We start from the raw sequence: 26,206 nt of genomic DNA on the forward strand, positions 1-26,206 counted from the left end.
CAGCACATCCCAGCCACGTCCGTCATCCGGTTGGTTGGCAAGGTGAGCCTCGGCACGGGCAACGAGGACCTCGATGTCCTCGCGGTCCGCGTCGGCCGGCGCAACCCGCTGGGCAAGCGGCTGCGCAGGCATGCCCGGCTTGCCGGTCACAAGGTATCCGGTGACGGCCATCAGCGGCAGGAATATGATGATGACATAGCGGGCCGCCGACGTCATGGGAGAGCGCGCCGCCGCGTGCCCCTCGCTTTCCTTCGACGCCTTGAGCAGTCTGCGCCCGACCTCGGCGCGGGCATAATCGGCCTCCGTAGCTTCGATCAGGCCGGCCTCGAGATCCCGATCGATTTCCAGCAACTGATCGCGGTAGACCTCGGCGTCATGCTCACGGTCGTCGCGCCGCCTTTCAAGGCGCGCGAGCGGAAGAAGCAGGCTGATGGTTGCGGCCACGGTCAACACGGCGGCCAGGACCCAGAATATCATGATGACTTAGTTGTAGACCCAGATTAAAACGCCCAAACGGTCGCCGATTCCGGCGACGGATTGTCACTTTTTAATTATTGTAAATACGGATTTTAGACAAGCGGAGTCCAGTTGCCGTCCTCGCTCCGGCAGGCGGTTCCGCGGGTCGTCGTCGTCTGCCCGTCGCGAGTGATTTTATGCACATATTGCCTGCAATTCTGGGATCCGACCTCATAGGGCTGGGCGGCGTAGACTTCGCCCGAAACCCCTTTCCGCGTGCCCTTCCATGCGACGATCTGTCCGCTCGGAGCGGCCTCCAGAGCCCGATATTCGGCCTCCAGCGCCTTCCGGCGGTCGTCAGCCGTCAACTGGGCCGAAACGGCCGGATCGATGATGCCGCCGTTGAGCGCCTCGATCACGGAAGATTGACCGGAGGACTGCGGAACGAAGGAATTCAGGACGCCGGACTGCCCGCCGGTCGACGCGCATCCCGCAACGGCCAGCGATATCGCTGTCAGCACTGTAAGATATCCGGCTCTCATGGTCCCGCCTTCTCCCTTCGGCCCCGCCCGCATCCGCTGATAGGACGGCAATGTGGCAGCGTTTTGTCGGTCATCATGTGATCCAAAGATTAACGAACCGCAACCGGCAGCAGAACTGTGGCCTTCAATCCGCCAAGATCGCTGCGGCCGAGCGAGACGGAGCCGCGGTATTCCTCGGAGAGTTCCTTGATGATGGAGAGACCGAGCCCGGTTCCCGGCTTGCTTTCGTCAAGGCGGCGGCCGCGTTTCATCGCTTCGGAGAGCTGATCATCGGGCATGCCCGGCCCGTCATCCTCGACACTGATTGACAGCATGGGTTTTGCCTCGGCAGCCGGTTCCACGGGTTCCTCCCGCACCGCCACCCTGACCTTCTTCGATGCCCATTTTCCGGCATTTTCCAAAAGGTTACCCATGATTTCCTCAACGTCATGCTGCTCCATTGCGAGCATGGGCACATCGCCGGGGACCACAAGTTCAAAGAGCGTATCGGGATTGAGGCGTTCCATGACGCGCAGCAGCCGCGGCAGAACCCTGGCCGTATCGGTGCGCACAAGGACCGAGTTCTGCTGGGCGGCGATGCGGGCACGGTCGAGATAGTGCTGGACCTGGTTCTGCATGGCCGTTGCCTGCTCGCTGACGAGACGCGCCTGTTCCGGCGCCATGGCGCGGCTTTCATTGAGCAGAACGGCGATCGGCGTCTTGAGCGAATGGGCGAGATTGCCCACCTGCATACGCGCCCGTTCGATGATTCGCCGGTTGTTGTCGATCAATGCGTTGACCTCGCCCGTCAGCGGTGCGATCTCGCGCGGAAAATTGCCCTCCAGCGCCTCGGTCTTGCCGGCCCTGATCTCCTCGAGCGAGCGCCGGATGCGGTCGAGCGGGCGAAGCCCGAACAGGATCGCGATGGCGTTGACCAGCAGGCTGCCGACACCGAAGACCACCAGGAAGAGGACAAGCTGGCGTGAGAACGCGCCGACATCGGCGTTGAGATCGTCCATGCTGCCGGTGACGCGAAAGCGCGCGATCTCGCCATTGTCCCCGAGCAGCACTTCCGTTTCGGCCACGAGGAGCCGCTCGCCGGTGCTATCCTCGGACGGGTAGACCCGCTCGAAGCGTTCATTGAACGGCACGGCGTCGGTGCTCTCGACCGCAACCGTGCGGTCGCCCAGGGAGACGGAGTCAATCCGGCCCGGCGGCCCGTCCCCGACAATGTCGACAATCCAGTACCAGCCGCTGCCGGGCTGACTGAAGCGCAGATCGCCCAGTTGCGGCGCGCCTTCCAGACCGCCGGCGGCATCGAGTGAAACCGAGTTGATGACGTTATAAAGCTGGGCGCGCAGCAGATCGCGGAAGCCGCGCTCGGCGCCGTTGCGGTAAAGCGTCAGGATCAGAATGCCGATGACGAAGAGCGCGATGACCGCCCAGACGGTCGCAACGGTCAGAACCCGCGCCGCGAGCGAACGCGGTTTGCGGATATCAGCTTCCATCGCCCGGAGCCTGAATCCGGTATCCCAGGCCGCGGATGGTTTCGATCATGTCGACGCCGAGCTTCTTGCGCAGCCGGCCGACAAAGACCTCGATCGTGTTGGAATCGCGGTCGAAATCCTGGTCGTACATATGCTCGACGAGCTCGGTGCGGGACACCACCTCCCCCTGATGATGCAGCAGATAGGACAGAAGCCGGAATTCATGCGAGGTGAGCTTGAGCGTCGCGCCGTCGACCGTCGCCTTGGCGCCGCGCGTATCGAGCCGCACCGGCCCGCACACAATCTCGGACGAGGAATGCCCCGCGGCGCGGCGGATCAGCGCCCTGACGCGCGCCAGCACCTCCTCGACGTGAAAAGGCTTGGCGACGTAATCGTCCGCGCCGGCATCGATGCCGGCGACCTTGTCGCTCCAGCGGTCGCGCGCCGTCAGGATCAGCACCGGCATGGCGCGGCCGGCGGCACGCCATTCCTCAAGCACGGTGATGCCGTCCATTTCCGGCAATCCGATATCGAGGATCACGGTGTCGTAAGGTTCGGTATCTCCGAGAAAATGGCCTTCCGAGCCGTCAAAAGCCTTGTCGACCACATAGCCGGCCTCCTCGAGGGCCTCGCAGAGCTGGCGGTTCAGATCCTTGTCATCCTCGACAACCAGTATTCGCATCGCCTTGTGCCCCGTCCGTTTGCAACCGCCGGCGTCAGGGTCGCGCGTTGACGGTCATCTTGCGCCGCCGCTTGCCGCTCGAATCGCTGGCGAGCACCGTTATCTTACATACCGGCTGGCCGCCGTTGTTCGCAACCTGCACGGACAGCAATTCGCCGTTCGTCTGCTGCAGCACACGCTGAACGGCAGCCGAGCAATCGGCATTCTGCGCCGACGCTTCGCCGAGATCCAGCGCCATAAACGATACGGCCACCAGCACGGGCATCAGTATTTTCCAGCATCCGCTCATCATTGCCTTCACGCGGCTTATGAGGCCGCTACCCCTTCCAAATGATCGGAAAAAACCCGATCAACATATATGCGCGCCGGCAGTTTCGTCCATGGGACACGCCGACAGATTGATGTTGTCGTTAATGTCTACACGGGCCTTGCTGAACTAAAGATGAATGAACCGTTCAGGAAAGTGGGGGGTCAAAGCAAAGGTCACCCGTCCACCGGCTCGAAGGGCCATTCGACGATGCGGGCCTCGAAGTCTTCGGGCTCCATACCGGCCTCCGGGATTGTCCGGCCGCGCACGGATATGCCGGCCTGGTGCACGGTTTCGGGATCGCCCGAGACCAGCGGGTGCCACCAGTAAAGATCCCTGCCCTCGGCGATCAGGCGGTAGCCGCAGGTGGGCGGCAGCCAGGTGAGGCTGCGCACGGATTGCGGGGTCAGGCTGATGCACTCAGGCACTTCATCATGCCGGTTGGCGTAGTCCGTACAGCGGCAGGTGTCGGAATCGAGCAGACGGCAGGCAACATCGGTCCAGGCGATCTCGCCGGTGTCCCAGTCCTCCAGCTTGTTGAGACAGCAGCGCCCACAGCCGTCGCACAGGCTTTCCCACTCATTCTCGCTCATATCTTCGAGCCGGGTGGTCTTCCAGAACGGGCTGTCAGCCATGTGAACTCCAATTGCGGCGCGCGGTAACGATATCATACGGTTTTTGCTGCACGGTTCGCCGTCATGCTCTAGTATGGCATATGGCGGGAGGGTGCGCGGCCAGGACAGAACCTTTTTGAGCCGAGGCGTTGTGAACGCCCCGGAGCAGCCAGTCAATAGACGGGAAAACGACGTTGCAGGACCCATTCAGCCAGGATCAGCGACCCAAAAAACGACGGCATCTTTTCCTTCGTCTCGATTCCTGGATTGATTCCTCCCTCTGGTCGGCAGGATCCGGCCTTGGGGAAAAGTGGGAAGAAATCAATATTTTCTTCCGACGCTTTCATGTGAAAGGTTACAAGCGCGCCTTCTTCGAGGTGATGGGCGAATCCATGACGCTGGGCACGGCCGGCGCGGTGCTTCTGCTTGCCCTTGCCCTTCCGGCATTCGAGGAAACCTACGGAAACTGGCGCGAACAGGACGATTTCGCAGTCACGTTTCTCGACCGCTACGGCAATGAGATCGGTCACCGGGGCATCATTCACGAGGATTCGGTGCCCATCGACGAACTGCCGGACCATCTCGTCAAATCGGTTCTGGCGACGGAAGACCGGCGTTTCTTCGAGCATTTCGGCATTGACCTTTTCGGCCTCGTGCGTGCCATGACCGAGAATGTGCGCGCCAATTCGGTCGTCCAGGGCGGCTCGACGATCACCCAGCAGCTCGCCAAGAACCTGTTCTTGACCAATGAGCGCACGATCCAGCGCAAGATCAAGGAGGCGTTTCTGGCGCTGTGGCTGGAAGCCAACCTGACAAAGAACGAAATCCTGCGGCTCTATCTCGACCGCGCCTATATGGGCGGCGGCACGTTCGGGATCGCGGCGGCCTCGCAATTCTATTTCGGCAAGGACATCACCGACGTGACCCTGGCCGAATCGGCGATGCTTGCCGGGCTGTTCAAGGCCCCTGCCCGTTTCGCGCCGCACATCAACCTGCCGGCGGCGCGCGGACGCGCCAACGAGGTTCTGACCAATCTGGTCCAGGGCCAGCTCATGACCGAGGGACAGGTCATCGGGGCGCGGCGCAAGCCGGCCGATGTCGTCGACCGGGGCGACAAGGAAACGCCCGACTATTTCCTCGATTGGGCCTTCGAAGAGGTCCGGCGCATCGCCGCCGGCTATCCGGAGCACTCGCTGATCGTGCGCACGACCATCGACAACGGGCTGCAGCGGGCCGCGGAAGAAGCCATTGAAACCGGCCTCAGGCAATATGGCGAGCGCTACCGGGTGCAGCAGGGCGCGGTCGTCCTGATCGAAAACGGCGGCGCCGTGCGCGCCATGGTCGGCGGCCGCGACTACGGCGAAAGCCAGTTCAACCGGGCGACCCGGGCGCTGCGCCAGCCGGGCTCGTCGTTCAAGGTCTATGTCTACACAACGGCCATGGAAAACGGCTTCACGCCGGAAACGGGCATCCGCGATGCGCCGATAACCTGGCGCGGCTGGTCGCCGCGCAACTATACGCGCGGCTATGCCGGACGCATCGACCTTACCCGGGCGCTGGTCAAATCGATCAACACGATTCCCGTTCGCCTTGCCCGCGACCATCTCGGCACCGAGAAGATCGCGGAGATGGCGCGACGGCTCGGCGTGGAATCGCCGGTGCGCACGGACAAGACCATGCCGCTCGGCACCTCCGAGGTCACGGTGATGGATATGGCCACCGCCTATTCCGTCTTCCCGGCCGGCGGGTTCGCGCCGCAGCGCCACGGCATCACGCAGATCATGAACTATTCCGGCAAGGTGCTTTACGACCACCGGCGCGACGCGCCGGAACGCGAGCGGCTTCTCGACGAGGAAACCGTCCGCTCGATGAACACGATCCTCACGCAGATACCGGAATGGGGTACGGGCCGCCGCGCCAAACTGGACGGCATCAAGACCGGCGGCAAGACCGGTACGACGCAGGCCTATCGCGACGGCTGGTTCGTCGGCTTTACCGGCAATTACACGGCGGCGGTCTGGTTCGGAAATGACGATTATACCTCGTCGGCGCGCATGACCGGCGGCTCATTGCCGGCGATGACCTTCAAGCAGTTGATGACTTTTGCCCATCAGGGCGTGGAGTTGAGACCGATCCCCGGGATCGACGATCCGGACGCGGAAGAGGATGCGGAAACCCGTCTTGTTGCCGCCAGCGAGCTTGTCGGTGAAGGGGGCGAGCCCATCTTGCGCCCGCGTGTGCTTTCACGCGATGCGACGCGGTTGCTGCGGGAACTGGCCGATGCCTTCGCGGACGCGCCGCCGGTCACGCTCAAGCCGGAACGATCCGTTGCATTCAAACCGGCCGACCGTCCCGCGGCGCTTGAATAGATTTCAAATCCGGTTTGGCGAAAGCCGTTTCCAACTGCTATGTCTGGCAGCCGGTACGACCATGCGCTGAGGTAACGATTCCTTGTTCCGCGTCCCCGCGACCATTGCTGCCATATTTGTCATAGCCTTCGGAGGAGCGATGCTGAGCGCGGCCTATGCGCTGAAGGCGACGGTCGGATTCGGATCGATCGCCATCGGCCCCTGGAAGGCATGGCCGCTGGCGCAGACGGAACAGGCGGACCCCTACGCCAAGGCCCACCGCGCCCGCGCCGGCCGGCTGCTGCTTGGCGACGCGGAAGGCCTGGTGTTTCTGGCCGGCACCGACAGCGCCGGCGGGCGGCTGCGGACACATTGCGACTACACGGTCGAGGGGCAAACGCCGCCGGCGCGGTTCTGGACCCTTCACGTCACGGACGGCGAGGACGGTCTGCTCCCGGTCGATCGGGTCTTTCCGGCCGCCCATCACTCGCAGAATGTCCTCAAAAACCAGGACGGCTGGTTCGATATCGCGGTGAGCGCCCTGCCACGGCCCGGCAACTGGCTGGCTCTTGCCGGCGATGATCAGGCGTTCAAACTGGTGCTCACGCTGTTCGATACGCCGACCGCGGGCAGTTCGCGGCTGATCGAACTGCAGATGCCGCAAATCATCGCCGGGGAGTGCCGCGATGGGTAGGATCCTTTACATCGTTCTGTCCGGCATCGCCGGTGCGGCGCTTCTTCATATCATCATCATCCTGGCGATACCGGCCTATGCCGACCGCGACACGTGGACCAAGATCAATGCGCTCGGGCCGACGGAGTTCTTTCACATATTGCCGCAGAACAAGCCCGGCGGGCTGGTTTCGGCCAACCCGTTCATCCGCACGGCCGTGTGCCGGTTCGATATCGACAAGCAGCCGGTCCGCGTCACGGCATCCGGCCTTGCCTATTATTGGTCGCTGTCCATCTTCGATCCGGGCGCCAATGAAATCTACAGCATGAACGACCGGACGGCGACCGACAGGAAACTGGATGTCGCGATCGTCACGCCATTGCAGATGATCGGTTTTCGAAAAAGCCTGCCGGAATCGCTGATGGAGTCCGTGCTGATCGAGTTTCCCGGGACCACGGGCTACCTGGTCCTTCGCACCGTCCAGCCGGATGCGAGCTGGGAACTGATTGTGCGCGAGTTCCTCGGCAGCGCGTCGTGTCAGCCCGCCGATACTCTCTGATCGTGTTCGCGGTCTGCCGACGCGCTCAGGCCTTGCGGCTCCGCGATTGCCTGGCAGGCGCGTCCTTCACGCCGCGTTTCGGCTCATAGCGCACGCCCGTGAACATCAGGACGATCGCGCTTTCGCGGCGAACATGATTGCGCGGCCGACGGGGTCGGCGCGGCGCAAGTCTCGAGTTCAGCTGTATGATATCTGCCATGGGTATCATCGTTCCCTTCGGGAACGGCAAGCTGCGCGGCTAAGCGTTCCCTTTTCCTGTCAAAAGCATCGAACACAACTCCATACTGGTACATGCGCCTTGCAAAGCTCGCGGGACCTGCCTCTTCCGTGCCGGCAACAACCCGAATGCGATGAACGGATTAGACCCTCCCGATAGTTAACAGTTTGCTAAAGATTTCGTTCTACTTTGAGACGACATGGAGTTTTGCGTAGTGCGGGTGAAGTAGGTTGGATCGTTTCCGCGACCTTGAAAGAGCCGAACGTACCGGTCGGAAGGACGCAGCCTTGCTGGCGGCGATTGCCGGCTTCGAGGCTCTTAAACATCCGACGTCGCAGGATATGCGACAATTCTCAAATCTGTTTTCGGGCCTTTTCGAACTCACCAGGGACGATACGCGCAGAACCGCGGCGGCCTCCCTTTCCAGGCTGAAGCATCTTCCGCAAGACATCGTTCTCATGATTGCCGATCAGCCCATCCACATCTCGGCGCCGTTCCTCGCGCTCAGCCCCTGCCTCGGCGATCAGGTGCTGTTGCAGACCATTGCGCGCCACGGCGACGACCATGCAAGGGCCATCGCCCGCCGCGAAAAACTGTCGCCGGCCGTTCACGACGCACTTGCCGAACTGGACAACGAGACAGTTGCGCAGGCTTTGCGGCAAAGGGCGGCAAACGACACGCCGAACGGCATCGCCCGCCTCGAAGAGACCGAAGCGAAGAAATGCCACAACGAGGAACAGCTTCGCACCCGCCTCAAGGACATGGCACTGCGGCGCGGCGCGACCAAACAGGAACCGTGCCCTGCCCGGCACGAGGTCGGCCGTGCGGACAACGCGAGACTGGTCGAGGCGGCCGAGGCCGGCAGGCCATTGCAGTTCAACAGGCTGCTTGCCCGCTGCCTGTCGGCGGATGTTTCGCTTGCGGAGCGGATCATGCTCGACGTGTCCGGCCGCCAGTTGACCATGGCGCTCTACGCGGTCCACATGCAGGAAGCGGAGATCGTACGCACGCTGATCGGCCTGTTCCCGCTGCTTCAAAGAACATCGGGCGGCGTGCAACATGCGGAGCTTCTTCTAGCGTCCGTGAACCGCGAGGAAAGCGACGAACGCGTGCGCGCCTGGGCACGCGCCAATGACGTCTCATCCGGCAGCGGTTTCGGCTATCAGCCGCAGACGGAGGCGTCGACACGGCGCCCGCGCGAAACGGAGCGGCTCCACAGAAGCGGTCGCGCGGACGCCGGAACCCGGATCCTCAAACAGGCATGAGCGTCAGGTAGTCCTCAGGGCTCTCGGTTTCCAACTCGACCACCCAGACATCCGGATCGAAATCCCCCTCCCGCGCGAGAATGGCGTCGACTTCCGCGCCGGGCGCGTTTTCAAGACGAATTTCGAACGTTCGATCCGCGGGCTTGGCTGTATCAAATATGCTCTGCGGCGCCGGACCGAACAGCGACTGCAGCCCGCCGCGATTTCTGACGCGCACAAAAATCGCGCCGGCTTCTGGCGAGCCATTGCGCTCGACGACAGCGAACTCTCCATTGCTGAAGACCTGTCTCAAAAGCGCCTTTACCCATAGATCGGAGGTCAGTCGCATCATCGTTCAATGCTGTCCCTGACGGTGACGGCCGCGGTTCTCGCAGGCGCCCTGCCCGATCCCGGCAAACTACAGCGCGCCGATCTCATGCAGCTTCTTAAGCACGAGCTCGTCAGGCTCGCCGGTCACCGGCAGGCGGTAATGCCGCTGGAAATCGGCGATTGCCGCGCTTGTCTGTTTGCCGATGACGCCGTCGACCTTCACATCGGAATAGGCGATGTTGCTCAGGCCCTTCTGGATTTCCATGACCAGATCCGTGACAGAGGCCGGCCATTCGGCCTTTACCGGGTCCTGCGGAGGCGGTACGGTGGTTGCCTGTGCGCCCGTTGGCCTGGGCTTCGGCACCGCAACGGTTTCGAGCTTCGATATCAGCATGTGAACGAGCAGCGTGTCGGTGGCGTTGCCGGTGGGCTCCAGGCCCGCCTTCTTCTGGTAGCTGCGAATGGCGGTCTCGGTCTTCGGCCCCAACACGCCGTCGACGATGCCCTCATAGAGCCCGCCGCTTTGCATAACCTGCTGCAGGCCCTCGACCGTGGTATCGGGCGACTGCCTGCTCCTTTTCGGGATGCTTGCCGTGCTTTGCGGGTCACGGTGTTCGATCCGGAATGTCGTTACCCGGCTGGAAGGGACAGGCACGTCCCCGGCCGGAACCAGCCGCTGGGCATGAACGATGGTGCGGGTTGTATAGAGCGGTGCGGGATGTTTAGCGGGCTGATAGACCAGCGCATTGACGGAAACAAAGGCGAATGTCACGGCGAATGCCGCCACCCCTCCGGCAATCGAGGGATGCCGGGCGATCATGTCTCCGGCGGAACGAAAAAGGCCGGTGACGACCGGAAAGCGGCCGGATTTCCGGTCAGGCCGTTTTCGCCTTGTCATCATGCATTATCTCCAATTCACTCTTGTTATCGGCCGTCAGACGTGGCGGAAATTCCACGGCACCCAGGCCAGCCGTTTTATTGTTGCCCACATGCTTTCCGGGGCCGGACACCGGCAAGCTGACCGTGACCGTCGTTCCAACACCGACGACGCTCTTTATCCTGAACTCGCCGCCGTGCAAAGCAACAAGCCCCTTCACCAGGCTCAGGCCGAGGCCGGTGCCTTCATATTGCCGGGCCAGTTCGCTCTCCACCTGAACGAAGGGCGAGCCGATCCGCTCAAGGTCGGCATCGCTGATGCCGATACCGGTGTCGGACACGTCGATGTCCATGTGACCGTCCTTTTCGGCGACGTCGACGGTGACGATGCCACCCTCCTCGGTGAACTTGATGGCGTTGGCCATCAGATTGATCAGGATCTGCTGAAGGGCGCGGCGACAGGCAGTTATCTGTCCTTGCCCCTTTGCAACGCGGGCGGTCAGAACAACACCTTTGCCGTCCGCCTGGCGGGCGAGCATGGCCTCGCAGGTGTCCACGGCTTCCTTGACGTTGAACGTTTCGAGATTGAGTTCGTAGCGGCCCGCCTCGATCTTGCTGAGATCGAGCATGGAGTTGATGACGTCCAGGAGATGCTGTCCGGAATCGCGGATAAGTTCGACATATTCGCGCTGCTGGGGATTGAGCGAATCGCCCAGATATTCGCCGGACAGGAAATCGGAGAAGCCGAGGATGGCGTTCAACGGCGTCCTCAATTCGTGGCTGACCGCCGCAAGGAACCGGGTCTTCGCCTCATTGGCGGTTTCGGCTTCCTCAACCTTGCGGGCAAATGCGCGGCGCATTTCCAGATCGCCCCCGATGTCCATCGCCTGCGCGACAAAACCCGTGTAGACCCCTTCGCGGCGGTCGGCGATCATGTGCATGGACAGATGCAGAAACTGTTCCTGTTCCTGGTCATTGGTGTTTCTGCGCAACCGCACACGGACCGTGCGCATGGAACAACCGGTCCGCAGATCGTCAACGGCCTGCAGGAAGCTTATCCGATCGGATACATGCATATGTTCGACAAAGCCGCGGCCGGACAGGTCGCCGACACGCTCAAGCATGGCCTTCTTACTGGCGCCCGCAAGAGCGACGACATCCGCACGGTCATCGTGAAAGGAAACAAGGCCGGGCAGACGACTGATAACATCATCGCGCGCCGCCGGCTCCGGGGCGGCGTCCGCTTGCTGTCCGGAGCCGCTGCGTCGCAGACCGATGGCAAAAAGCAGACCGTAGATGCTGATTGCCGCGATCACACAGATAGAAGCGATACCGGTTCCGAACGCGTGTTGGGAAACAAGGCCGGGGTAGATCGCCTGTGACAGAGCGACCGATACCGCCATCAGCGCCAGCGCCGAAAATCCGGCATGGATCGAGGCCCGATCCTGACGAATGCGATAGGCCTCGGCCGGCACCAGCAGGGCCAGCGGCATAAGGGTCGATCCCAGTCCTCCGCTCGCGGCGACCGCTGCCGCAAGAACCGACGAGCCGGCCAGCAGAGCCAGTATCTCGACGGCACGACGGCGGCCGGTGTGAACGACGATGCCGGCAAGCGCGAGCGATGTCGCGGCAAGGATCAGCAGCGGGGCGGCAAGCTCGCGCGCGCCGAATGCCGGAACGAGCGTGAAGGGGAATACGGATGCGAGAACAGCCCCCGCCACGACCAGAAGACCGATCAGCCGTGACTGGATCCGGCGCTCGTGTTCGTCCACGACGTCGCGGTTGACCCAGTTGGCTACAACCCCCTCGCCGGACGCTTCCATTTCCGATGAAAAGTAATGCTTCACCCTGATTGCCACTTTGCACTCAATACACAATTGTTGTTCTGGCTGGCCGCAGATTGGCAAATCCAGCTTAAGGAATGGATAAAGCGGCGGCGTTTTCACGGCGGATCGCCGGTTTTGAGGTCTCTGCAGCAGTTACGGCGCGGACTTTGCTGTTCTTGGTTAACGCCGCGTAACCCGCGGACGAAACGCATTTTTCATCAATATGGGTTCAGATGCAGGAACCGTTTCTCACGGTGAACATCGGCCAGCCGGCAAGACCGAAGGACATTTCATGCGTTTTATCCTCAAGGCTCTTTTCTGGTTCGGGTTCGTCGTGTTGTTTCTGCCGGCAAACGAGCCGCCGTCCGATCGGCCGACGCCACCGAAAGCGATCGCAAACACCCTGTCGCCGGACGATGCTCAGGCCGTCGGAAAAGCCGTTCGCGCCTTCTGCGCCAGGCATCCGGAAACATGCAAGGCGGGTCCGCGGGAGATCATGCGCCTGCACGACGATGCGACAGCCCACGGCGATGCGATTGCGCAGTTCATTCGCAGCGAAGCCGACGCCTCGATGACCGACCGGAAATAGCGGTTTGACGGCGCGGCGTTCTTTTTGCGTGCTTTGTCAGGTCAACTTGCCTATATCCTGCAAAGGTCCGCACTTTTGCGGCCCGGCGGCTCGACCAACGAATGAAAACAACAATGACAACGATTGAACAGATCATCGACGACTTCGCCTATCTGGACGATTGGGAAGACCGGTACAGATATGTCATCGAGTTGGGGCGCACGCTCGATCACATGCCGGAGGCCGACAAGACGGATGCCAACAAGGTGCAGGGCTGCGTCAGCCAGGTCTGGCTCACCCACACAACTGGCGGGAACGAACCGGCGGACCCTGTCCTGCATTTCACCGGTGATTCCGACGCCCATATCGTAAGGGGTCTCGTCGCCATCATGCTGGCCGCGTGCTCGGGGCGCAGAGCCTCCAGGATCGTGTCGTTTGATGAGAGCGCCCTGTTTTCGAAACTCGGCCTTATCGAACACCTCACCCCCCAGCGTGCAAACGGGCTGCGTTCCATGGTCGCCCGCATCAAAGCCGAGGCGCAAAAGGCGATGGAGCGGTCCGGGGTTTCCTGAGCCCGTTTGCGGTCGCGGATTGCACATAAATTAACAATTATGTTAATTAGAGTATCGGGCGACAATTCCATCAACCAATCGGGGGTTCAGCTACCATGGGAGAAATCGCAAGCGGAGTGAACTGGCTCGCGGTCGTGCTGGGAGCAGTCGTGGCGTTCGTTGCCGGCTGGCTCTGGTATTCGCCAATATTGTTCGGGCCGAAATGGGCTGAAGGCGTCGGGGTCGAAATGGGAACGGCGAGCGAGATGCCTGTCGGAGCAATGGTCAGCCAGATCGTCGGATTGTTCCTCTTGAGTTGGTTTGTCGGTGTGACGGCCGCCGCAGGAACGCTGCTCACGGTCATCCTGGGCACCATCGCCTTTGCACTGCTTGCCTTTTCCGGCGGCATGTTCCGGAAAAACAGTTCATATGCCCGGATGACGGATCTCGGCTATCTGATCGTCAGCGTCGTGATAATGATTGTCATTCAGGGGCTGTTGTAGATCAAAAAAAGCGGGCGCTGCCAATTCAGCGCCCGTTTTACGTGACTGTTCTTCACGAGGAATTTTGCCGCCGGTCATCAATACCGGCATTACCTCCGGCGACAGACGCGGTTCACCTGTTTAAGTCTTTCTTGCGCTTCTGACCCAGTCCCATTTCCTTGGCCAACCGCGAGCGTGCCCTGGCATAGGCCGGGGCCACCATCGGGTAGTCGGCAGGCAGACCCCATTTTTCGCGGTACTCTTCCGGTGTCAGGCCGTGATAGGTCATCAGATGCCTCTTCAGCGACTTGAATTTCATGCCGTCCTCAAGACAGATGATATACTCTTCCTGAACGGATTTGCGGATCGGAACCGCCGGTTTCGGCTTTTCCGCCGGTGCCGCATCGGCCGACGTCGTTGACCCGAGCGCAGAGTGCACATTAGCGATCAGCCCTGGTAAATCGCTCGTCTGGACCACGTTGTTGCTGACATAGGCCGCAACCACTTCGGCAGTCAGTTCAGCAAGCAAGTCATCGCGTGTGTTGTCGATTGCTTCATTCATTTTCGCGCCTCAAATATTATGAAAACTACATGCTACCAAAAACCCATCTTTTTCGGAAATTTCAGTTTGTTAGCAAATTTGTATTGCCTGTTTTAGAATCGCCCAATCCGGGATATCATCAAACAATTACATTTTGAACCCAAAAATGTGTTTTAACTCATTCGCGCGTTACCTGAAGCGCGAGCAGAGTTCTCAAACTCTATTAAGTATCCGTTGAGACCTACTGTCCGAAGACCTGTCACTCATCCGTATTTGCATGTGTATCGACTGTCTTCGGCATCTCGTCGACGACCGACTGATCGCTGAGCCGGTATCCGACGGCGTACGATGCCTTGGCGAGAAGATGCGCGGAGATCGGAGCCGTCAGCAGAAGAAAGCCGACGCCCGCCAGCGCTCTGGTGAGGGTTCCGGTGTCGCCTGATACTATTCCGAGCGCAATGAGCACCACGCCGGATCCGACGGTTCCGGCCTTGGACGCGGCGTGCATACGTGTATAGACATCCGGGAAGCGCAGAAGGCCGAGCGCCGCCACCAGGGTGAAAGCGGATCCGATGACCATCAGCGCCGCAACGATCAGGGCAAGAACGCTACTCACCGATCATCTCCCCGCCGGAATTGACCTGCGGCTCGTTCTCGCTCTGGACACGGCCACGGGCCAGTACGAACCGCGCAAACGCAACCGTGGCCAGGAAACCGACCAATCCGAGCGCGATGGCGATGTCGACATAGAGCGTGTAACCGGTCTGGATGCCGATGACGGCGATGAAGCCGATCGCCGTCGCCACCAGCATGTCGAGCGCCAGGATCCGGTCAGGCAGCGTCGGGCCGCGTATGACGCGGTACACCGAGAGGGCAAGCGACAGGCACAGCAGGATCAGCGATATGATCACCGCTGCGTCCATAACATTGTCCGCGAAGGTCATCTGAACGCCTCCAAAATCCTGCGCTCGAAGCCGTCGGCTATTTCCCTTCGCGTTGCGTCCGGATCAGAACAGTCGATCGCATGGATGTAGAGGTATTTCTGATCGTCGGATACATCGACGGAGAGTGTCCCCGGGGTCAGCGTGATCATGTTGGCAAGCAGCGTTATCTCGAAATCCCGGTCAACCTTAAGCCTGTAGGCAAAGATGCCCGGCCTGACGTTCATTCTGGGCGTCAGCACGGTTATCGCGACACGGATCGCCGACATGACAAGTTCGTAGAGAAACAGAAGCAGCAGTCTCAATATCCTGCCGGCACGGGAAAAATATCCCACCGAACCCACTTGTTCGCGGATGAGATAAAGGACAAAGGCACCAAGCAAAAAGCCGAACACCAGGTTCAGGCCGCCGTAAAAACCGGTGACCATGACCCAGATGACGGCCAGAAGGGCATTGATCAGAAACAGTTTCATTGCTGTGCCTCCTGCGGAAAAACCGACCTGATATAATCGATCGGATTCAGCACCTGTTCCGATCCGGTCTGTGAGAGTTCGAGCATCTGCTGCGGGAAAACGCCCAGAAGCACAACCAGGACCGTCAATCCGACAACCGGTGCGTAATCGATCATCGGGTTCAAATGCACCGGCGCCGCCTCCCCTTGCGTCTTTGCGGGCCGCCAATAGGAGAGCACCCACACCCGGCCCACGGCGATCGTCGTCAAAAAGCCGCTCAGAAGGATCGCGCCGGCCAGCCACCAGGCACCCACGTCAAGCGACGCCTTGACGAGGATCACCTTCGGCCAGAAACCGGAAAATGGCGGCAGGCCGGAAACGGCAAAGAACAGAACGAGCGTCAGCGCCGCCAGGAAAAGATGGGAACTGTAGATGCCGCTCGATGTGGCGATCGAAAAGCCGCCCGCCGCGCGCGCAGCCAGCCCGGAAACGAGATAAAGCGCCGTCATGACAATCATCGAGTGCACCGCGTAGAAGATCGTGCCGGTGACCCCGCCCGGACTTGCAAGCGCGATGCCGGCGAACATGATGCCGATGCCGGAGATGACGAGGTAGCCCAGCAGCCGGCGGAAATCGGTCTGCGCAAGCGCGCCCATCGCGCCGAAAATCATCGTGGCGGCGGCGATGACGGCGATCACCCAGCCGAGCGCATCCCGTTCGGCCGGAAACAGCACAAGCGCCACACGCATCAGCGCATAGACGCCGACCTTTGTCAGCAGCCCGGCAAAGAGAGCGGACACCACCACCCGCGGCGTGTGATAGGACGCCGGCAGCCAGAAATGGGCGGGAAAGGCCGCTGCCTTCATCCCGAAGGCAAGCAGGAAGAGGCTCAACAGGGTTATCAGAGGCGCCTTGTCCCGCAGTTCCGGGGCCTTGAGGGCGATATCCGCCATGTTCAGCGTTCCGAATATGCCGTAGAGATATCCGGTCGCGATCAGGAAAAGCGTCGTTGCAACCAGGTTGAGGAAGGCGTATTTGGTCGCGCCGTCGATCTGCTTCCTTTCCGACCCCAGGACCAGAAGCCCGAACGATGCGATCAGCAAGACCTCGAACCAGACATAGAGGTTGAAGACATCGCCGGTGAGGAACGCGCCGCTGACACCGGCCATCATCAAAAGCAGGAACGGGTAGAAGCCGTAGCGCCTGCCGCTTTTGTTGACGTCCCCGGCGCCATAGATGCCGCCGGCAAGCGCCGCGATCGCCGCTGTCAGGTTCAAAACCGCCCCGAGGATGTCGACGGTAAAGGAGATTCCGAATGGCGGCAGCCAGCGGCCCATGGTCATCGTTACCGGTCCGCTCAGGATCACATGCGCCAGCAGCGCGGCATTGATTGCAACAAGGGCGACGAGGCTTGGAATGGCGATGTAAGGCTGCAAGCGCGTGTCTTTTCGCACCATCAGCAGCAGCGAGCCCAGACTCATGCACAGCACCAGCGGCGCAATGACCAGCCAGTCGGCAAGCGCGACCGGTTCCACGACCATTGCCGCTGAAATATCGACGGGTGTCTTTTGTGACGATGCCATTCTTATTCCGTTCAGTATCCCAGTGGCGGAACGTTCTGTTCCTTCGGCTCCGCGGCGCGCATCTCGTCGGTGTCATCGGTCTCCAGTTCCTGATAGGCCCGATAGGCAAGCACCAGGAGGAAGGCAAAGAAGGAGAAGGCGATGACAATCGCGGTCAGGATAAGCGCCTGCGGCAACGGGTTGGCCGTCAGGACGCCTTCCGCGGCGGCGTTTGATCCGAGAATAGGCGGCACTTCGCGCGTCAGCCGTCCGGATGTGAAAATCAGCAGATTGACCGCGTTGCTCAAAATGGCGGCGCCAAGCAGTATGCGGATAATGTGCTTGGACAAAAACAGATAGATGGCGACGGCAAAGAAAACGCCCACCAGCAAAATCATCGGGCCTTCCATCAGTCTTCCGTCCTTTCCTCGAGCGCCAACGCGATCGATGTGATCGACCCGACAACGACGAGATAGACGCCGATATCGAAGAGCAGGACGGTCGACAGGGCCAGCTCACGTCCGAACACCGGAACATAGAGCCAAAGGCCCGTCATGAACGGAACTGCGGCGAAGATCGACAGCAGCCCGGCGATGGACGCCATCAACAGGCCGGCAGCGCAGATACCCATGGGATGGAAGCGCAGCGCGCGCCGCACCGGCGATACCCCGCAGGCCACGCCGTAGATGGCAAAGGCCGATGCGGCGATCAGTCCGCCGATAAAGCCACCGCCCGGTTCGTTGTGTCCGCGCAGAAGCACAAAGACCGAAAACAGGACCATGAGGCTGCTCAGATAGGGCGCAACCGTTCGGAATATCAGCGTACGCATCCTATCCGCGCTCCTCTTCATGGGGGTCGTTTGCAGCAATATAGGCGGCACGGCGCCTGTTGATGCGGATCAGCGAGAGGATGGCGAGACCGGCGATCATGACCACCCCGATTTCACCCCAGGTGTCGGTGCCGCGGAAGTCGACCAGGATCACGTTGACGATGTTGGCACCGTGGGCGATCGACAGTGAGTAGGCGGTGAAGAATTCCGAAAGGGTCAGATCGAACGGCTGTTGCGTGACCTTCAGGAGCAGCAGCATGAATGCGCCGGCGCCGAGGCAGGCGATGGTCATGTCGAGATAACGCCGCGCGACTGGCCGGTGATCGGCCGGCGTCAGCTTGAGCCGCGTCATGGCAAGGGCCAGAATGACCACCGACAGCGTCTCGACCATGAACTGCGTGAATGACAGATCCGGCGCGCCAAACAGCATGAACAGCAGCGCAACGGCGAATCCCTGAATACCGAGCGACACGATGGCGGTCAAACGGTTGTTCGCGTAGAGAACGGCGATCAGTCCGACGGCTGCGATCGCCATGATGGCAAGTTCATGGAAACGCAGATCGTCGGGCCATGCGGGCCACGCGGGAAACTCACCGAATACGGTCATGGGAACGAGAATGGCCAGGATCAGCAGAATGAAGGCAGCCTTCATGTAGATTTCCATGCGACCCGGCTGCGCCACTTTAATCATGGCGAAGGACAGCAGGACCGCGCCACGGATAAACTGATCAAAGCCCTTGTCCGGCCCCCACCCGATCGCCGCCAGCAGGCGTGCCATGGCGTCACGCAGGCGGGCGACATTCATATAGGCGACGATGCCGAACGCCACCGTTACAACGGACAACAGCAGCGGCATGCCGATATGTGGAATCAGCGAAATATCCACCGATACGGGTTCGCCCTGCACGGCCGAGGCCATCGGTATGGAGATGAGTGCGTGCGAAGCGCCGGAAAACAGCGCCGTTACCAGGCTGGCGAGCGCCAGCACGGCGGGGCCGAGCCACAGCAGAATTGGACCCTCATGCGCATGGGACAACTCCTGCTTCTTTTCTCCAAGGAACGGCTTGAGGGCAACCGCAAAGCCGATGACGAACATCAGGCCGTTGCCGACAATGGCAACCAGCGTCAGTAGCAGCGGCCATGCTTCGGCGCCCCACAGGGCGTAGTAAATCTCCTCCTTGGCGAGAAAGCCGAAAAACGGCGGAAGCCCGGCCATGGAGACCGCCGACGCAAGGGCGGCCGCGAAGGTGATCGGCATGGCGGCCATGAGGCCGCCCAGCTTCGTGACATCGCGTGTTCCCGCCTCGTGGTCGATGGTGCCGGCGACCATGAAGAGCGCGCCCTTGAACATCGAATGGGCAACGAGATAAAGCACCGCCGCCGCAACCGCCTTTTCGGTCCCGAAGCCGGTCAGCATGACCAGCAGGCCAAGCGACGAGACCGTGGTATAGGCGAGCATCAGCTTCAGATCCGTCTGCCGGACGGCAAGCAGCGTGCCGACGATCAGCGTGGCGCCGCCGAATATGGGCAAAACGGTTTCCCAGGCAACGGTGTCGCCGAGGACCGGATTGAGCCGCATCAGCAGGTAAACGCCGGCTTTGACCATGGTGGCCGAGTGCAGATAGGCCGAGACGGGCGTCGGCGCTTCCATGGCGTTGGGCAGCCAGAAATGCAGCGGGAACTGGGCCGACTTGGTAAAGGCGCCGCCCAGAACCAGCACAAAGACGGCGATGTAGAACGGGCTGTCGGCCAGGGGACTGCCGGAAAGCACCAGCAGGGACAGTTCGGAAATCCCGGTGATGTTCCAGATCAGCAACAGGCCGGCCAACAGGAAAAGACCGCCGCCGCCGGTCACGACCAGCGCCTGCAGGGCGGCGCGGCGCGATGCCTCGCGTTTGTGATCGAAACCGATCAGCAGGAACGACGTGATCGAGGTCAGTTCCCAGAAAACGAAGAACATCAGGAAGCTGTCCGACGCCACCAGACCCAGCATGGAGCCCATGAACATCAGCATGAAGGAGAAGAAGCGCCCGAGATGGGCATGTCCCTTCAGATAGCCGCCGCTATAGAGGATGATCAGCACGCCGATGCCGCTGATCAGCAGCGCAAACGTCAGGGAAAGCCCGTCAATGAACCAGGAAAAATTGACCCGGAAGGCCGGGATCCACTGATACCCCCCGGTGACGACCTCGCCGCGCGATATCTCCGGCAGAAACGTCGCAAAATGCCAGAAAATCGATACCGGCACCAATGCCAGCACCCACGCCGCGTTATGTCCTAGTCGCCGTGTCAGGGCTGGTGCAATAAGCGCCGCAACGAACGGCAACAGCAGGACGACAAGCGTCGTGCTGGGCATGTCGGAGTCCATACTCCCTCCCCGGATGGAGTTCCCTGGCAAACGTTGGCCCGAATTTAGTGATGCACCGCATCAACGGCAAGACGGGAAGCGTCGAAATCCAAGCAAATCGGGGCTATAGCACAGTTTTACCGCTTTCACCGGCCGCAATTGTTGAACCGCGACGTCGCGGACCCTAAACAATGGTCAGAAGGAGAAACCGCAATGAGCGATGTAAAGCAGAAGAAAATCGTCAAAACGGACGCCGAATGGCGGGCTCAGCTGTCGCCCGAGCAGTATCATGTCACCCGCAAAGGCGGTACGGAACGCGCTTTCACCGGACCCCATTGGGACAGCAAGGACAGCGGGATATACGCCTGTGTGTGCTGCGACAAACCGCTGTTCCACTCCGATACCAAATTCGATTCCGGCACGGGATGGCCCAGCTATTTCGCGCCCGTCGACGCCGACGCCGTGACCGAACACAAGGACCGGTCCTTCTTCATGACCCGCACCGAAATCCGCTGCGCGGACTGCGACGCGCATCTCGGCCACGTCTTCAATGACGGACCGCGGCCGACGGGTTTGCGCTATTGCATGAACGGAACGGCACTGTCTTTCAACCCCGCCGGCGATGAAAGCTAGCCTCTATTGCAGCGGACGGATGTAGCGGCCGTAGACCCAGCCTGCCTGATAGTCTTCCGTTCCGGTCGGGTCGTGCCTGCGGTTCATCTAACGCTCATCGCCACCTCGAACCTGCGGCGCCGGCTCTTTATCTGCGAATGGAAACAAACATAAAAGGGAACTCCATGTTCGAAAACCTGCCCGACGCCCCGGCGGCGATGAAGCGTCCGGTGACCGATACGCGGCACGGCGTCAGCCGCTCCGACGACTATGCCTGGCTGAGAGCGGATAACTGGCAGCAGGTGTTTCAGGACCCCTCCGTGCTCGATGCCGATATAAGAGCGTATCTGGAGGCGGAGAACGCCTATCAGCAGGCGGCCATGGCCGATACCGATGCGCTGCAAAAGGCTCTGTTCGCGGAGATGCGGGAACGCATCAAGGAAGACGATTCGTCCGTCCCCTCCCCTGACGGTCCCTTTGCCTACGGCACATCCTTCGTAACGGGCGGCGAACATCCGCGGTTTTTCCGCGTTCCGCGCGGAGGGAGGGATGAAGAGCTTTTGCTCGACGGAGACGCCGAAGCCGGCAGCCGCTCCTATTTCAGGCTTTCGGCCGCCAATCACTCGCCGGATCATCGCCGGCTGATCTGGGGATATGACGACAAGGGCTCGGAATATTTCAAGCTGCAGGTGCGTGACCTGGACAGCGGACAGGATCTGGAGGATGTGGTCGAAAACACCGGCGGCGGCGGCGCCTGGTCTGCTCAGGCGGACGGGTTCTTCTACACGCTTCTCGACGATAACCACCGCCCGTCAAAGGTCTTTCGCCATGCAATCGGCAGTGAGCAGCAGAGCGACCGCCTCGTCTATGAGGAAGACGATCCGGGCTTTTTTGTCGGTGTCGGCGGAAGCAAGCTCAATGATTTCATCTTCATCAATATCCACGATCACCAGACGTCGGAGTACCATCTCCTTCCGGCGGACGATCCGCAGGCCAGCCCAAGGCTCGTCGCCGCGCGCGAAACCGGCGTCGAATACGACCTGCATGAGGGCGGCGATGTTTTCTTCATCCTGACCAATGCGGACGGGGCGAAAGACTTCAAGATCGTCGAAACGCCGACCGATGCGCCTGGAAGGGAAAACTGGCGCGACGTGGTGCCGCATGTGCCGGGGCGGCTGATCCTCAACCATATGGTCTTTGCCGATCATCTGGTCTGGCTGGAGCGCCAGGACGGGCTGCCGCGCATTGTCATCCGCGACCGGACCAGCCGGGAGGAGCATGCCATCGCCTTTGACGAAGAGGCCTATTCGCTCGGCCTGCAGGGAAGTTACGAATACGACACCGAGGTGATCCGCTTCTCATACTCGTCCATGACGACACCGAGTCAGCAGTTCGACTACAATATGCGCACACGCGAGCGGGTACTGCTGAAGACGCAGGAAGTGCCCTCCGGCCATGATCCCGACGCCTATGTCACACGCCGCGTGATGGCCCCGTCGCATGACGGCACGCCGGTCCCGGTCAGCATGCTCTACCGCAAGGACACACCGCTCGACGGAAGCGCGCCCTGCCTGCTTTACGCATACGGCTCCTATGGAGCGACAATCCCTTCCGCGTTCAACACAAACTGTCTGTCCCTGGTGGACCGCGGCTTCATCTATGCCATCGCCCATATACGCGGCGGCAAGGACAAGGGCTTCTCCTGGTATGAAGACGGGAAGCATCTCAATAAAATCAATAGCTTCAAGGATTTCATCGCAGCGGCGGAACATCTGGTGGAGCAAAAGTTCACGTCCTTCGACCGGATCGTCGCGGAGGGCGGCTCGGCAGGCGGCATGTTGATGGGAGCCGTCGCCAATATGGCGTCGGACCGGTTCGGCGCGATCATTGCCGCAGTGCCGTTTGTGGATGTGCTGACGACCATGCTGGACGATACGCTGCCACTCACGCCGCCGGAGTGGCCGGAATGGGGCAATCCGATCGCCTCACGCGAGGATTACGATTACATCGCCTCCTATTCACCCTATGACAATGTCAAGGCTCAGGACTATCCTCCGATACTGGCGATCGCAGGTCTGACCGACCCGCGCGTGACCTATTGGGAACCCGCCAAATGGGTCGCTCGTCTGAGAGATCGAAAGACCGGAGAGGCACCGGTTCTGCTGAAAACCAACATGGAAGCAGGCCATGCGGGCGCGTCCGGGCGCTTCCAGCGGCTCGAGGAGGTCGCCTTCGAGTATGCATTTGCGCTCAAGGTCACAAAATCGGCGGAGATTTAGAAAAGGATTCGAACTGCGGCAAAGGGTCTGATCCATTGGATCGGCGGTGAAAAGACCTATTTTATGAGTGGAATGCTCATATTAGGCCGCAGTGACCATTATCTGTTTTAGCTAACTGAAAACGCCATTCGAGGGGGCGATGTTATGTCAGCGGAAAGCAAGCCAGTACGAAGTCGAAAAACCCGTGTCGTGGATGTGGTGCGCAGCGGCCGGCTGACGCCCAATATGCACCGCGTAACTCTTGGCGGGTCGGAACTGGCCGATTTTCCGGGCGGCCAGGAGAGCGCACATGTGAAACTGCTTCTGCCGGGTCTCGGCCTATGCCGATCCGGCTTCCGCCAGTGTCTGCTGTCGGATCCGAAGCAGATGACCACACGCACCTACACCGTGCGCCATCACCGCCCGCAGGCGTATGAACTGGATATCGATTTTGTCGTCCATGAAAGCGGCGGCCCGGCCCGCGACTGGGCCTTAAACAGCCAGCCGGGTGATTTTGCCGGCCTTGCAGGGCCTGGCCCGATCAAGACGCCGGATCAGGGCAGCGACTGGTTCCTGTTCTGCGCCGACATGTCGGCCCTGCCGGCGGCGGCGGCCGCGATAGAGGCGCTCCCGCAAACGGCTGTCGGCCACGCGATCCTCGAAATTACCTGCGACGACGATATCCAGCCCATCGATGCGCCGCCCGGCATCATGTGCCACTGGCTTATTCATGAAAACCCCAGTGAAGTCAGCGATCAGCAGCTGGAGTATGTGAAGGCGCTGGACTGGCTGAACGGAACGCCCGGGGTCTTTGTTGCCGGTGAATCGAATACGGTCACCAGCCTGAAGAAGCACCTGACCGAGATCCGGAACCTTGAGCGTCGCGGCATGTATATCAGCGCCTACTGGAAGATCGGACTGGTTGAGGATCAGCACCAGATCGAAAAACGCGCAAAGGCGGCTTGAGCCGCTTGCTGCAATGAGCCTTCAGTAACCGTTGGGATGGCCGGGGATCGCCTTCAGATAGGCGGCGATCGCCTGCCTGTCTTCAGCCGGCAGCTGTGCCATGTTCTGCTGCACCGACACCATCGAGCCGCCGACGGAATCGAATTCGGGCGTAAACCCGCTTTCAAGATAATAGGCAAGATCGGCGGCGCTCCAGCCCTTGACGCTGCCATCGGGCGTAATGTTGGGGATGATGCCCTCCCCGTCCGGGTTCTGGGCGCCCGAATAGGCGGCGCTGAGATTCAGTCCGCCGATCAGTGATCTCGGCGTGTGACACTCGCCGCAATGGCCCGGCCCCTCGACCAGATACTGACCGCGCGCCAGCACATCGTCTGGCGCATCGAAAGTGACGACCGGTTCGTCATTCAGGTAAAGCAGGTTCCACAGGCCGACGGCCCGGCGGATGTTGAAGGGAAATCCGAGTTCGTGATCGGGCGCGACATTGTCGCTCCGCGGCAGGGTCATCATGTATCCCCACATGTCGTTGAGATCGGACATGTCCATCCTTGTGTAGGACGTATAGGGAAAAGACGGATAAAGGTGCCCGCCGTCCGGCGCGCGGCCGAGCTTCATCGCATTGGCGAAGTCGGCAAATGTCCAGCCGCCGATTCCGGCGGTTTCGTGCGGGGAGATATTGGGCGCGTGAAACGTGCCGAAATCGCTGTTGAGCGCCAGCCCGCCGGAAAGGACGAGCTTGTCGTCGCCGATGGCCCCGGGTGCGGCATGGCAGGACGCGCAGCCCCCCGCCCAGAAAATCATCTCCCCATTGGCAAGATCGGGATCGCCGAGGCCGGCAAACGCGTCGTCACCAAGTTTTCCGGGAGCGGACAGGACCCAGAGCACGGCCGCCGCAAGCACCGCCAGAACAAGCAAAACGCCGATTATCCGTCTCATGACCCATGCCTCCGCTCACACCGTTGACACCTTGGCATCAACTACAGACGGCATCGTATGTCTGGTCAAGACTTTCCTGGCACACAATACCGGCGGGCCGGTCGGCCTATCCCCAAAAAAAGCCCCGGTCCATGAACTGACCCCTTAAAGTTGGAGGGTTCACTGTGCCGGGGCTCGATGCTGGTCGAGGCGGATCAGGCGGCCTCGTAGAGTTCGAGCGCGTAATCCCAGTTGATCAGACTGTCGACAAACGTCTCGAGGTATTTCGGCCGGGCATTGCGGTAATCGATATAGTAGGAATGCTCCCATACATCGACGCCGAGGATCGGCGTGCCGCCGTGAACCAGCGGGTTCTCGCCGTTCGGTGTTTTCATGATCTCAAGCTTGCCGTCCTTGACGGCCAGCCAGGCCCAGCCGGAACCGAACTGCGTCACGCCCGCATTGATGAAATCGGCACGGAACTTGTCATAGCCGCCGAGGTCGCTTTCGACCGCCGACGCCAGCTTGCCCGGCAGAGCCGTTCCGCCGCCGTCCTTCTTCATCCATTTCCAGAAATGCACATGGTTGTAGTGCTGGGCGGCATTGTTGAAGAGCCCCGCATTGCTGCCGAACGACTGGCGCACGACATCTTCGAGCGACAGGCCGTCCATTCCGGCCTCCGCGGCCAGCTTGTTGCCGTTGTCGACATAGGCTTTGTGGTGTTTGTCGTGGTGATATTCCAGTGTCTCGCGCGACATAAAGGGCGCAAGCGCGTCGTAGTCATAGGGAAGATCCGGCAATTCAAAAGCCATGTCGCTCTCCTTCAAAGGCAATTTGATCTGGGCTGGAACATAAGTTCGTGCAGCGGTTGCGGCAAGACATCGGCGGCGAATATTTGCTCTGTCCTCCGGTTTCAGGCCCTGCGGCCCAGCTATATCCTAGAGCGTGTCTGGCTTAGTTTGAAACATTTGACCGAAGCGATTTTGGTCTCTGACAAGGCGGGTTGCGCGCCGTGGTGTTATCCCACCACAAGCGCGAGCCAACG

Annotated in this window: 31 protein-coding genes; 10 read left to right on the top strand and 21 right to left on the bottom strand. The window is 60.8% G+C overall.

Annotated features, from left to right (window positions below; genetic code table 11):
- From ccmI to AC5E6N_RS13265, 7 genes are all read right to left on the bottom strand, one after another.
- A partial coding sequence (ccmI, locus tag AC5E6N_RS13235) for a c-type cytochrome biogenesis protein CcmI (protein ID WP_491748250.1) occupies positions 1 to 477 on the bottom strand: 477 nt, incomplete at its 3' end.
- 92 nt (positions 478 to 569) lie between these two features.
- Positions 570 to 998: an RT0821/Lpp0805 family surface protein gene (locus AC5E6N_RS13240; RefSeq protein ID WP_491689369.1), complete on the bottom strand. Its 429-nt coding sequence runs from the start codon at positions 996 to 998 to the stop codon at positions 570 to 572.
- Positions 999 to 1,087: 89 nt separating this feature from the next.
- On the bottom strand, positions 1,088 to 2,485 hold the full coding sequence (locus AC5E6N_RS13245; protein ID WP_491748251.1) for an ATP-binding protein: 1,398 nt from the start codon (positions 2,483 to 2,485) through the stop codon (positions 1,088 to 1,090).
- A complete protein-coding gene (locus AC5E6N_RS13250; protein WP_491748252.1) occupies positions 2,475 to 3,146 on the bottom strand; it encodes a response regulator transcription factor in 672 nt (223 codons plus the stop codon). Before AC5E6N_RS13250 ends, AC5E6N_RS13245 begins: the two co-directional genes overlap by 11 nt.
- Before the next feature lie 34 nt (positions 3,147 to 3,180).
- Positions 3,181 to 3,411, bottom strand: coding sequence for a hypothetical protein (locus AC5E6N_RS13255; protein WP_491689366.1), 231 nt, complete (start codon positions 3,409 to 3,411; stop codon positions 3,181 to 3,183).
- A gap of 218 nt (positions 3,412 to 3,629) precedes the next feature.
- On the bottom strand, positions 3,630 to 4,088 hold the full coding sequence (locus AC5E6N_RS13260) for a YcgN family cysteine cluster protein (protein WP_491748253.1): 459 nt from the start codon (positions 4,086 to 4,088) through the stop codon (positions 3,630 to 3,632).
- A 152-nt stretch (positions 4,089 to 4,240) separates the two neighbouring features.
- Positions 4,241 to 4,414: a hypothetical protein gene (locus AC5E6N_RS13265; protein ID WP_491748254.1), complete on the bottom strand. Its 174-nt coding sequence runs from the start codon at positions 4,412 to 4,414 to the stop codon at positions 4,241 to 4,243.
- On the opposite strand from AC5E6N_RS13265, the gene AC5E6N_RS13270 reads away from it, so the two are divergent.
- The 3 genes from AC5E6N_RS13270 to AC5E6N_RS13280 all read left to right on the top strand — a co-directional run bounded on the left by AC5E6N_RS13270 (position 4,415) and on the right by AC5E6N_RS13280 (position 7,647).
- On the top strand, positions 4,415 to 6,436 hold the full coding sequence (locus AC5E6N_RS13270) for a transglycosylase domain-containing protein (protein WP_491748255.1): 2,022 nt from the start codon (positions 4,415 to 4,417) through the stop codon (positions 6,434 to 6,436).
- A gap of 82 nt (positions 6,437 to 6,518) precedes the next feature.
- Positions 6,519 to 7,109, top strand: coding sequence for a DUF1214 domain-containing protein (locus AC5E6N_RS13275; RefSeq protein ID WP_491748256.1), 591 nt, complete (start codon positions 6,519 to 6,521; stop codon positions 7,107 to 7,109).
- Positions 7,102 to 7,647: a DUF1254 domain-containing protein gene (locus AC5E6N_RS13280; protein WP_491748257.1), complete on the top strand. Its 546-nt coding sequence runs from the start codon at positions 7,102 to 7,104 to the stop codon at positions 7,645 to 7,647. Before AC5E6N_RS13275 ends, AC5E6N_RS13280 begins: the two co-directional genes overlap by 8 nt.
- A gap of 25 nt (positions 7,648 to 7,672) precedes the next feature.
- Here the strand turns inward: AC5E6N_RS13280 and AC5E6N_RS13285 are convergent, their stop codons facing one another.
- Positions 7,673 to 7,846, bottom strand: a complete 174-nt coding sequence (locus AC5E6N_RS13285; RefSeq protein ID WP_491748258.1) for a hypothetical protein — start codon at positions 7,844 to 7,846, stop codon at positions 7,673 to 7,675.
- A gap of 248 nt (positions 7,847 to 8,094) precedes the next feature.
- Between AC5E6N_RS13285 and AC5E6N_RS13290 the strand changes: the two genes are divergently transcribed.
- Complete coding sequence (locus AC5E6N_RS13290; RefSeq protein ID WP_491748259.1) at positions 8,095 to 9,129, top strand: DUF2336 domain-containing protein; 1,035 nt, start codon at positions 8,095 to 8,097, stop codon at positions 9,127 to 9,129.
- Here the strand turns inward: AC5E6N_RS13290 and AC5E6N_RS13295 are convergent.
- The 3 genes from AC5E6N_RS13295 to AC5E6N_RS13305 all read right to left on the bottom strand — a co-directional run bounded on the left by AC5E6N_RS13295 (position 9,116) and on the right by AC5E6N_RS13305 (position 12,173).
- The gene (locus AC5E6N_RS13295; RefSeq protein ID WP_491748275.1) at positions 9,116 to 9,457 is read right to left on the bottom strand and encodes a DUF1491 family protein; all 342 of its coding nucleotides are present in this window, start codon (positions 9,455 to 9,457) and stop codon (positions 9,116 to 9,118) included. The two genes, AC5E6N_RS13290 and AC5E6N_RS13295, sit on opposite strands and share 14 nt — an antisense overlap.
- A 69-nt stretch (positions 9,458 to 9,526) precedes the next feature.
- Positions 9,527 to 10,339, bottom strand: coding sequence for a peptidoglycan-binding domain-containing protein (locus AC5E6N_RS13300; protein ID WP_491748260.1), 813 nt, complete (start codon positions 10,337 to 10,339; stop codon positions 9,527 to 9,529).
- Positions 10,314 to 12,173: a sensor histidine kinase gene (locus AC5E6N_RS13305; RefSeq protein WP_491748261.1), complete on the bottom strand. Its 1,860-nt coding sequence runs from the start codon at positions 12,171 to 12,173 to the stop codon at positions 10,314 to 10,316. Before AC5E6N_RS13305 ends, AC5E6N_RS13300 begins: the two co-directional genes overlap by 26 nt.
- A 259-nt stretch (positions 12,174 to 12,432) precedes the next feature.
- On the opposite strand from AC5E6N_RS13305, the gene AC5E6N_RS13310 reads away from it, so the two are divergent.
- From AC5E6N_RS13310 to AC5E6N_RS13320, 3 genes are all read left to right on the top strand, one after another.
- Positions 12,433 to 12,729, top strand: a complete 297-nt coding sequence (locus tag AC5E6N_RS13310) for a hypothetical protein (protein ID WP_491748262.1) — start codon at positions 12,433 to 12,435, stop codon at positions 12,727 to 12,729.
- Positions 12,730 to 12,842: 113 nt separating this feature from the next.
- Positions 12,843 to 13,280 (top strand): SufE family protein, encoded by a 438-nt coding sequence (locus tag AC5E6N_RS13315; protein ID WP_491748263.1) that lies wholly within the window; start codon positions 12,843 to 12,845, stop codon positions 13,278 to 13,280.
- Positions 13,281 to 13,375: 95 nt separating this feature from the next.
- Positions 13,376 to 13,762 carry a DUF1761 domain-containing protein gene (locus AC5E6N_RS13320; protein ID WP_491689352.1) on the top strand — a complete coding sequence of 129 codons (387 nt, stop codon included), beginning with the start codon at positions 13,376 to 13,378 and terminating at the stop codon, positions 13,760 to 13,762.
- 112 nt (positions 13,763 to 13,874) lie between these two features.
- On the opposite strand, the gene AC5E6N_RS13325 is transcribed toward AC5E6N_RS13320, so the two are convergent.
- The 8 genes from AC5E6N_RS13325 to AC5E6N_RS13360 form a co-directional block, all read right to left on the bottom strand.
- Entirely contained in the window at positions 13,875 to 14,303 is a 429-nt protein-coding gene (locus tag AC5E6N_RS13325; protein ID WP_491748264.1) for a Ros/MucR family transcriptional regulator, read from the bottom strand.
- 238 nt (positions 14,304 to 14,541) lie between these two features.
- A complete protein-coding gene (mnhG, locus tag AC5E6N_RS13330) occupies positions 14,542 to 14,898 on the bottom strand; it encodes a monovalent cation/H(+) antiporter subunit G (protein ID WP_491689350.1) in 357 nt (118 codons plus the stop codon).
- Positions 14,891 to 15,226 carry a cation:proton antiporter gene (locus AC5E6N_RS13335; protein ID WP_491748265.1) on the bottom strand — a complete coding sequence of 112 codons (336 nt, stop codon included), beginning with the start codon at positions 15,224 to 15,226 and terminating at the stop codon, positions 14,891 to 14,893. Before AC5E6N_RS13335 ends, mnhG begins: the two co-directional genes overlap by 8 nt.
- A complete protein-coding gene (locus AC5E6N_RS13340; RefSeq protein ID WP_491748266.1) occupies positions 15,223 to 15,696 on the bottom strand; it encodes a Na+/H+ antiporter subunit E in 474 nt (157 codons plus the stop codon). The genes AC5E6N_RS13335 and AC5E6N_RS13340 overlap by 4 nt, the downstream gene beginning before the upstream one ends.
- Entirely contained in the window at positions 15,693 to 17,258 is a 1,566-nt protein-coding gene (locus tag AC5E6N_RS13345) for a Na+/H+ antiporter subunit D (RefSeq protein WP_491748267.1), read from the bottom strand. Before AC5E6N_RS13345 ends, AC5E6N_RS13340 begins: the two co-directional genes overlap by 4 nt.
- Before the next feature lie 11 nt (positions 17,259 to 17,269).
- Positions 17,270 to 17,647: a Na+/H+ antiporter subunit C gene (locus tag AC5E6N_RS13350; protein WP_491748268.1), complete on the bottom strand. Its 378-nt coding sequence runs from the start codon at positions 17,645 to 17,647 to the stop codon at positions 17,270 to 17,272.
- Positions 17,647 to 18,066, bottom strand: a complete 420-nt coding sequence (locus tag AC5E6N_RS13355; protein ID WP_491748269.1) for a Na+/H+ antiporter subunit B — start codon at positions 18,064 to 18,066, stop codon at positions 17,647 to 17,649. The genes AC5E6N_RS13350 and AC5E6N_RS13355 overlap by 1 nt, the downstream gene beginning before the upstream one ends.
- A gap of 1 nt (position 18,067) precedes the next feature.
- The gene (locus AC5E6N_RS13360) at positions 18,068 to 20,434 is read right to left on the bottom strand and encodes a putative monovalent cation/H+ antiporter subunit A (protein ID WP_491748270.1); all 2,367 of its coding nucleotides are present in this window, start codon (positions 20,432 to 20,434) and stop codon (positions 18,068 to 18,070) included.
- Positions 20,435 to 20,626: 192 nt separating this feature from the next.
- Here AC5E6N_RS13360 and msrB point away from each other — a divergent pair, with 192 nt between their 5' ends.
- From msrB to AC5E6N_RS13375, 3 genes are all read left to right on the top strand, one after another.
- Positions 20,627 to 21,046: a peptide-methionine (R)-S-oxide reductase MsrB gene (gene msrB, locus AC5E6N_RS13365; RefSeq protein WP_491689343.1), complete on the top strand. Its 420-nt coding sequence runs from the start codon at positions 20,627 to 20,629 to the stop codon at positions 21,044 to 21,046.
- A gap of 164 nt (positions 21,047 to 21,210) precedes the next feature.
- The gene (locus AC5E6N_RS13370; RefSeq protein WP_491748271.1) at positions 21,211 to 23,304 is read left to right on the top strand and encodes a S9 family peptidase; all 2,094 of its coding nucleotides are present in this window, start codon (positions 21,211 to 21,213) and stop codon (positions 23,302 to 23,304) included.
- Between the two features lie 144 nt (positions 23,305 to 23,448).
- Positions 23,449 to 24,249, top strand: coding sequence for a siderophore-interacting protein (locus AC5E6N_RS13375; RefSeq protein WP_491748272.1), 801 nt, complete (start codon positions 23,449 to 23,451; stop codon positions 24,247 to 24,249).
- Between the two features lie 21 nt (positions 24,250 to 24,270).
- Here AC5E6N_RS13375 and AC5E6N_RS13380 read toward each other — a convergent pair whose 3' ends face one another.
- Both AC5E6N_RS13380 and AC5E6N_RS13385 read right to left on the bottom strand, forming a co-directional pair.
- Positions 24,271 to 25,182 (bottom strand): c-type cytochrome, encoded by a 912-nt coding sequence (locus AC5E6N_RS13380; RefSeq protein ID WP_491748273.1) that lies wholly within the window; start codon positions 25,180 to 25,182, stop codon positions 24,271 to 24,273.
- A gap of 194 nt (positions 25,183 to 25,376) precedes the next feature.
- Entirely contained in the window at positions 25,377 to 25,973 is a 597-nt protein-coding gene (locus AC5E6N_RS13385) for a superoxide dismutase (protein ID WP_491748274.1), read from the bottom strand.
- Between the last annotated feature and the right edge of the window lie 233 nt (positions 25,974 to 26,206).

Source organism: Hoeflea sp. (genome assembly GCF_984452065.1).

Excerpts from the sequence above, each read along its gene's own strand:
- AC5E6N_RS13280 (WP_491748257.1), top strand. The coding sequence starts at position 7,102 with ATGGGTAGGATCCTTTACATCGTTCTGTCCGGCATCGCCGGTGCGGCG.
- msrB (WP_491689343.1), top strand. The coding sequence starts at position 20,627 with ATGAGCGATGTAAAGCAGAAGAAAATCGTCAAAACGGACGCCGAATGG.
- AC5E6N_RS13320 (WP_491689352.1), top strand. The coding sequence starts at position 13,376 with ATGGGAGAAATCGCAAGCGGAGTGAACTGGCTCGCGGTCGTGCTGGGA.
- AC5E6N_RS13300 (WP_491748260.1), bottom strand. The coding sequence starts at position 10,339 with ATGATGACAAGGCGAAAACGGCCTGACCGGAAATCCGGCCGCTTTCCG.
- AC5E6N_RS13370 (WP_491748271.1), top strand. The coding sequence starts at position 21,211 with ATGTTCGAAAACCTGCCCGACGCCCCGGCGGCGATGAAGCGTCCGGTG.
- AC5E6N_RS13295 (WP_491748275.1), bottom strand. The coding sequence starts at position 9,457 with ATGCGACTGACCTCCGATCTATGGGTAAAGGCGCTTTTGAGACAGGTC.
- AC5E6N_RS13340 (WP_491748266.1), bottom strand. The coding sequence starts at position 15,696 with ATGAAACTGTTTCTGATCAATGCCCTTCTGGCCGTCATCTGGGTCATG.
- AC5E6N_RS13285 (WP_491748258.1), bottom strand. The coding sequence starts at position 7,846 with ATGGCAGATATCATACAGCTGAACTCGAGACTTGCGCCGCGCCGACCC.
- AC5E6N_RS13315 (WP_491748263.1), top strand. The coding sequence starts at position 12,843 with ATGACAACGATTGAACAGATCATCGACGACTTCGCCTATCTGGACGAT.
- AC5E6N_RS13355 (WP_491748269.1), bottom strand. The coding sequence starts at position 18,066 with ATGCGTACGCTGATATTCCGAACGGTTGCGCCCTATCTGAGCAGCCTC.
- AC5E6N_RS13245 (WP_491748251.1), bottom strand. The coding sequence starts at position 2,485 with ATGGAAGCTGATATCCGCAAACCGCGTTCGCTCGCGGCGCGGGTTCTG.
- AC5E6N_RS13345 (WP_491748267.1), bottom strand. The coding sequence starts at position 17,258 with ATGGCATCGTCACAAAAGACACCCGTCGATATTTCAGCGGCAATGGTC.
- AC5E6N_RS13250 (WP_491748252.1), bottom strand. The coding sequence starts at position 3,146 with ATGCGAATACTGGTTGTCGAGGATGACAAGGATCTGAACCGCCAGCTC.
- AC5E6N_RS13255 (WP_491689366.1), bottom strand. The coding sequence starts at position 3,411 with ATGCCCGTGCTGGTGGCCGTATCGTTTATGGCGCTGGATCTCGGCGAA.
- AC5E6N_RS13385 (WP_491748274.1), bottom strand. The coding sequence starts at position 25,973 with ATGGCTTTTGAATTGCCGGATCTTCCCTATGACTACGACGCGCTTGCG.
- AC5E6N_RS13260 (WP_491748253.1), bottom strand. The coding sequence starts at position 4,088 with ATGGCTGACAGCCCGTTCTGGAAGACCACCCGGCTCGAAGATATGAGC.
- AC5E6N_RS13265 (WP_491748254.1), bottom strand. The coding sequence starts at position 4,414 with ATGAAAGCGTCGGAAGAAAATATTGATTTCTTCCCACTTTTCCCCAAG.
- AC5E6N_RS13325 (WP_491748264.1), bottom strand. The coding sequence starts at position 14,303 with ATGAATGAAGCAATCGACAACACACGCGATGACTTGCTTGCTGAACTG.
- AC5E6N_RS13240 (WP_491689369.1), bottom strand. The coding sequence starts at position 998 with ATGAGAGCCGGATATCTTACAGTGCTGACAGCGATATCGCTGGCCGTT.
- AC5E6N_RS13375 (WP_491748272.1), top strand. The coding sequence starts at position 23,449 with ATGTCAGCGGAAAGCAAGCCAGTACGAAGTCGAAAAACCCGTGTCGTG.
- AC5E6N_RS13335 (WP_491748265.1), bottom strand. The coding sequence starts at position 15,226 with ATGACCTTCGCGGACAATGTTATGGACGCAGCGGTGATCATATCGCTG.
- AC5E6N_RS13350 (WP_491748268.1), bottom strand. The coding sequence starts at position 17,647 with ATGGAAGGCCCGATGATTTTGCTGGTGGGCGTTTTCTTTGCCGTCGCC.
- AC5E6N_RS13310 (WP_491748262.1), top strand. The coding sequence starts at position 12,433 with ATGCGTTTTATCCTCAAGGCTCTTTTCTGGTTCGGGTTCGTCGTGTTG.
- AC5E6N_RS13380 (WP_491748273.1), bottom strand. The coding sequence starts at position 25,182 with ATGAGACGGATAATCGGCGTTTTGCTTGTTCTGGCGGTGCTTGCGGCG.
- AC5E6N_RS13360 (WP_491748270.1), bottom strand. The coding sequence starts at position 20,434 with ATGGACTCCGACATGCCCAGCACGACGCTTGTCGTCCTGCTGTTGCCG.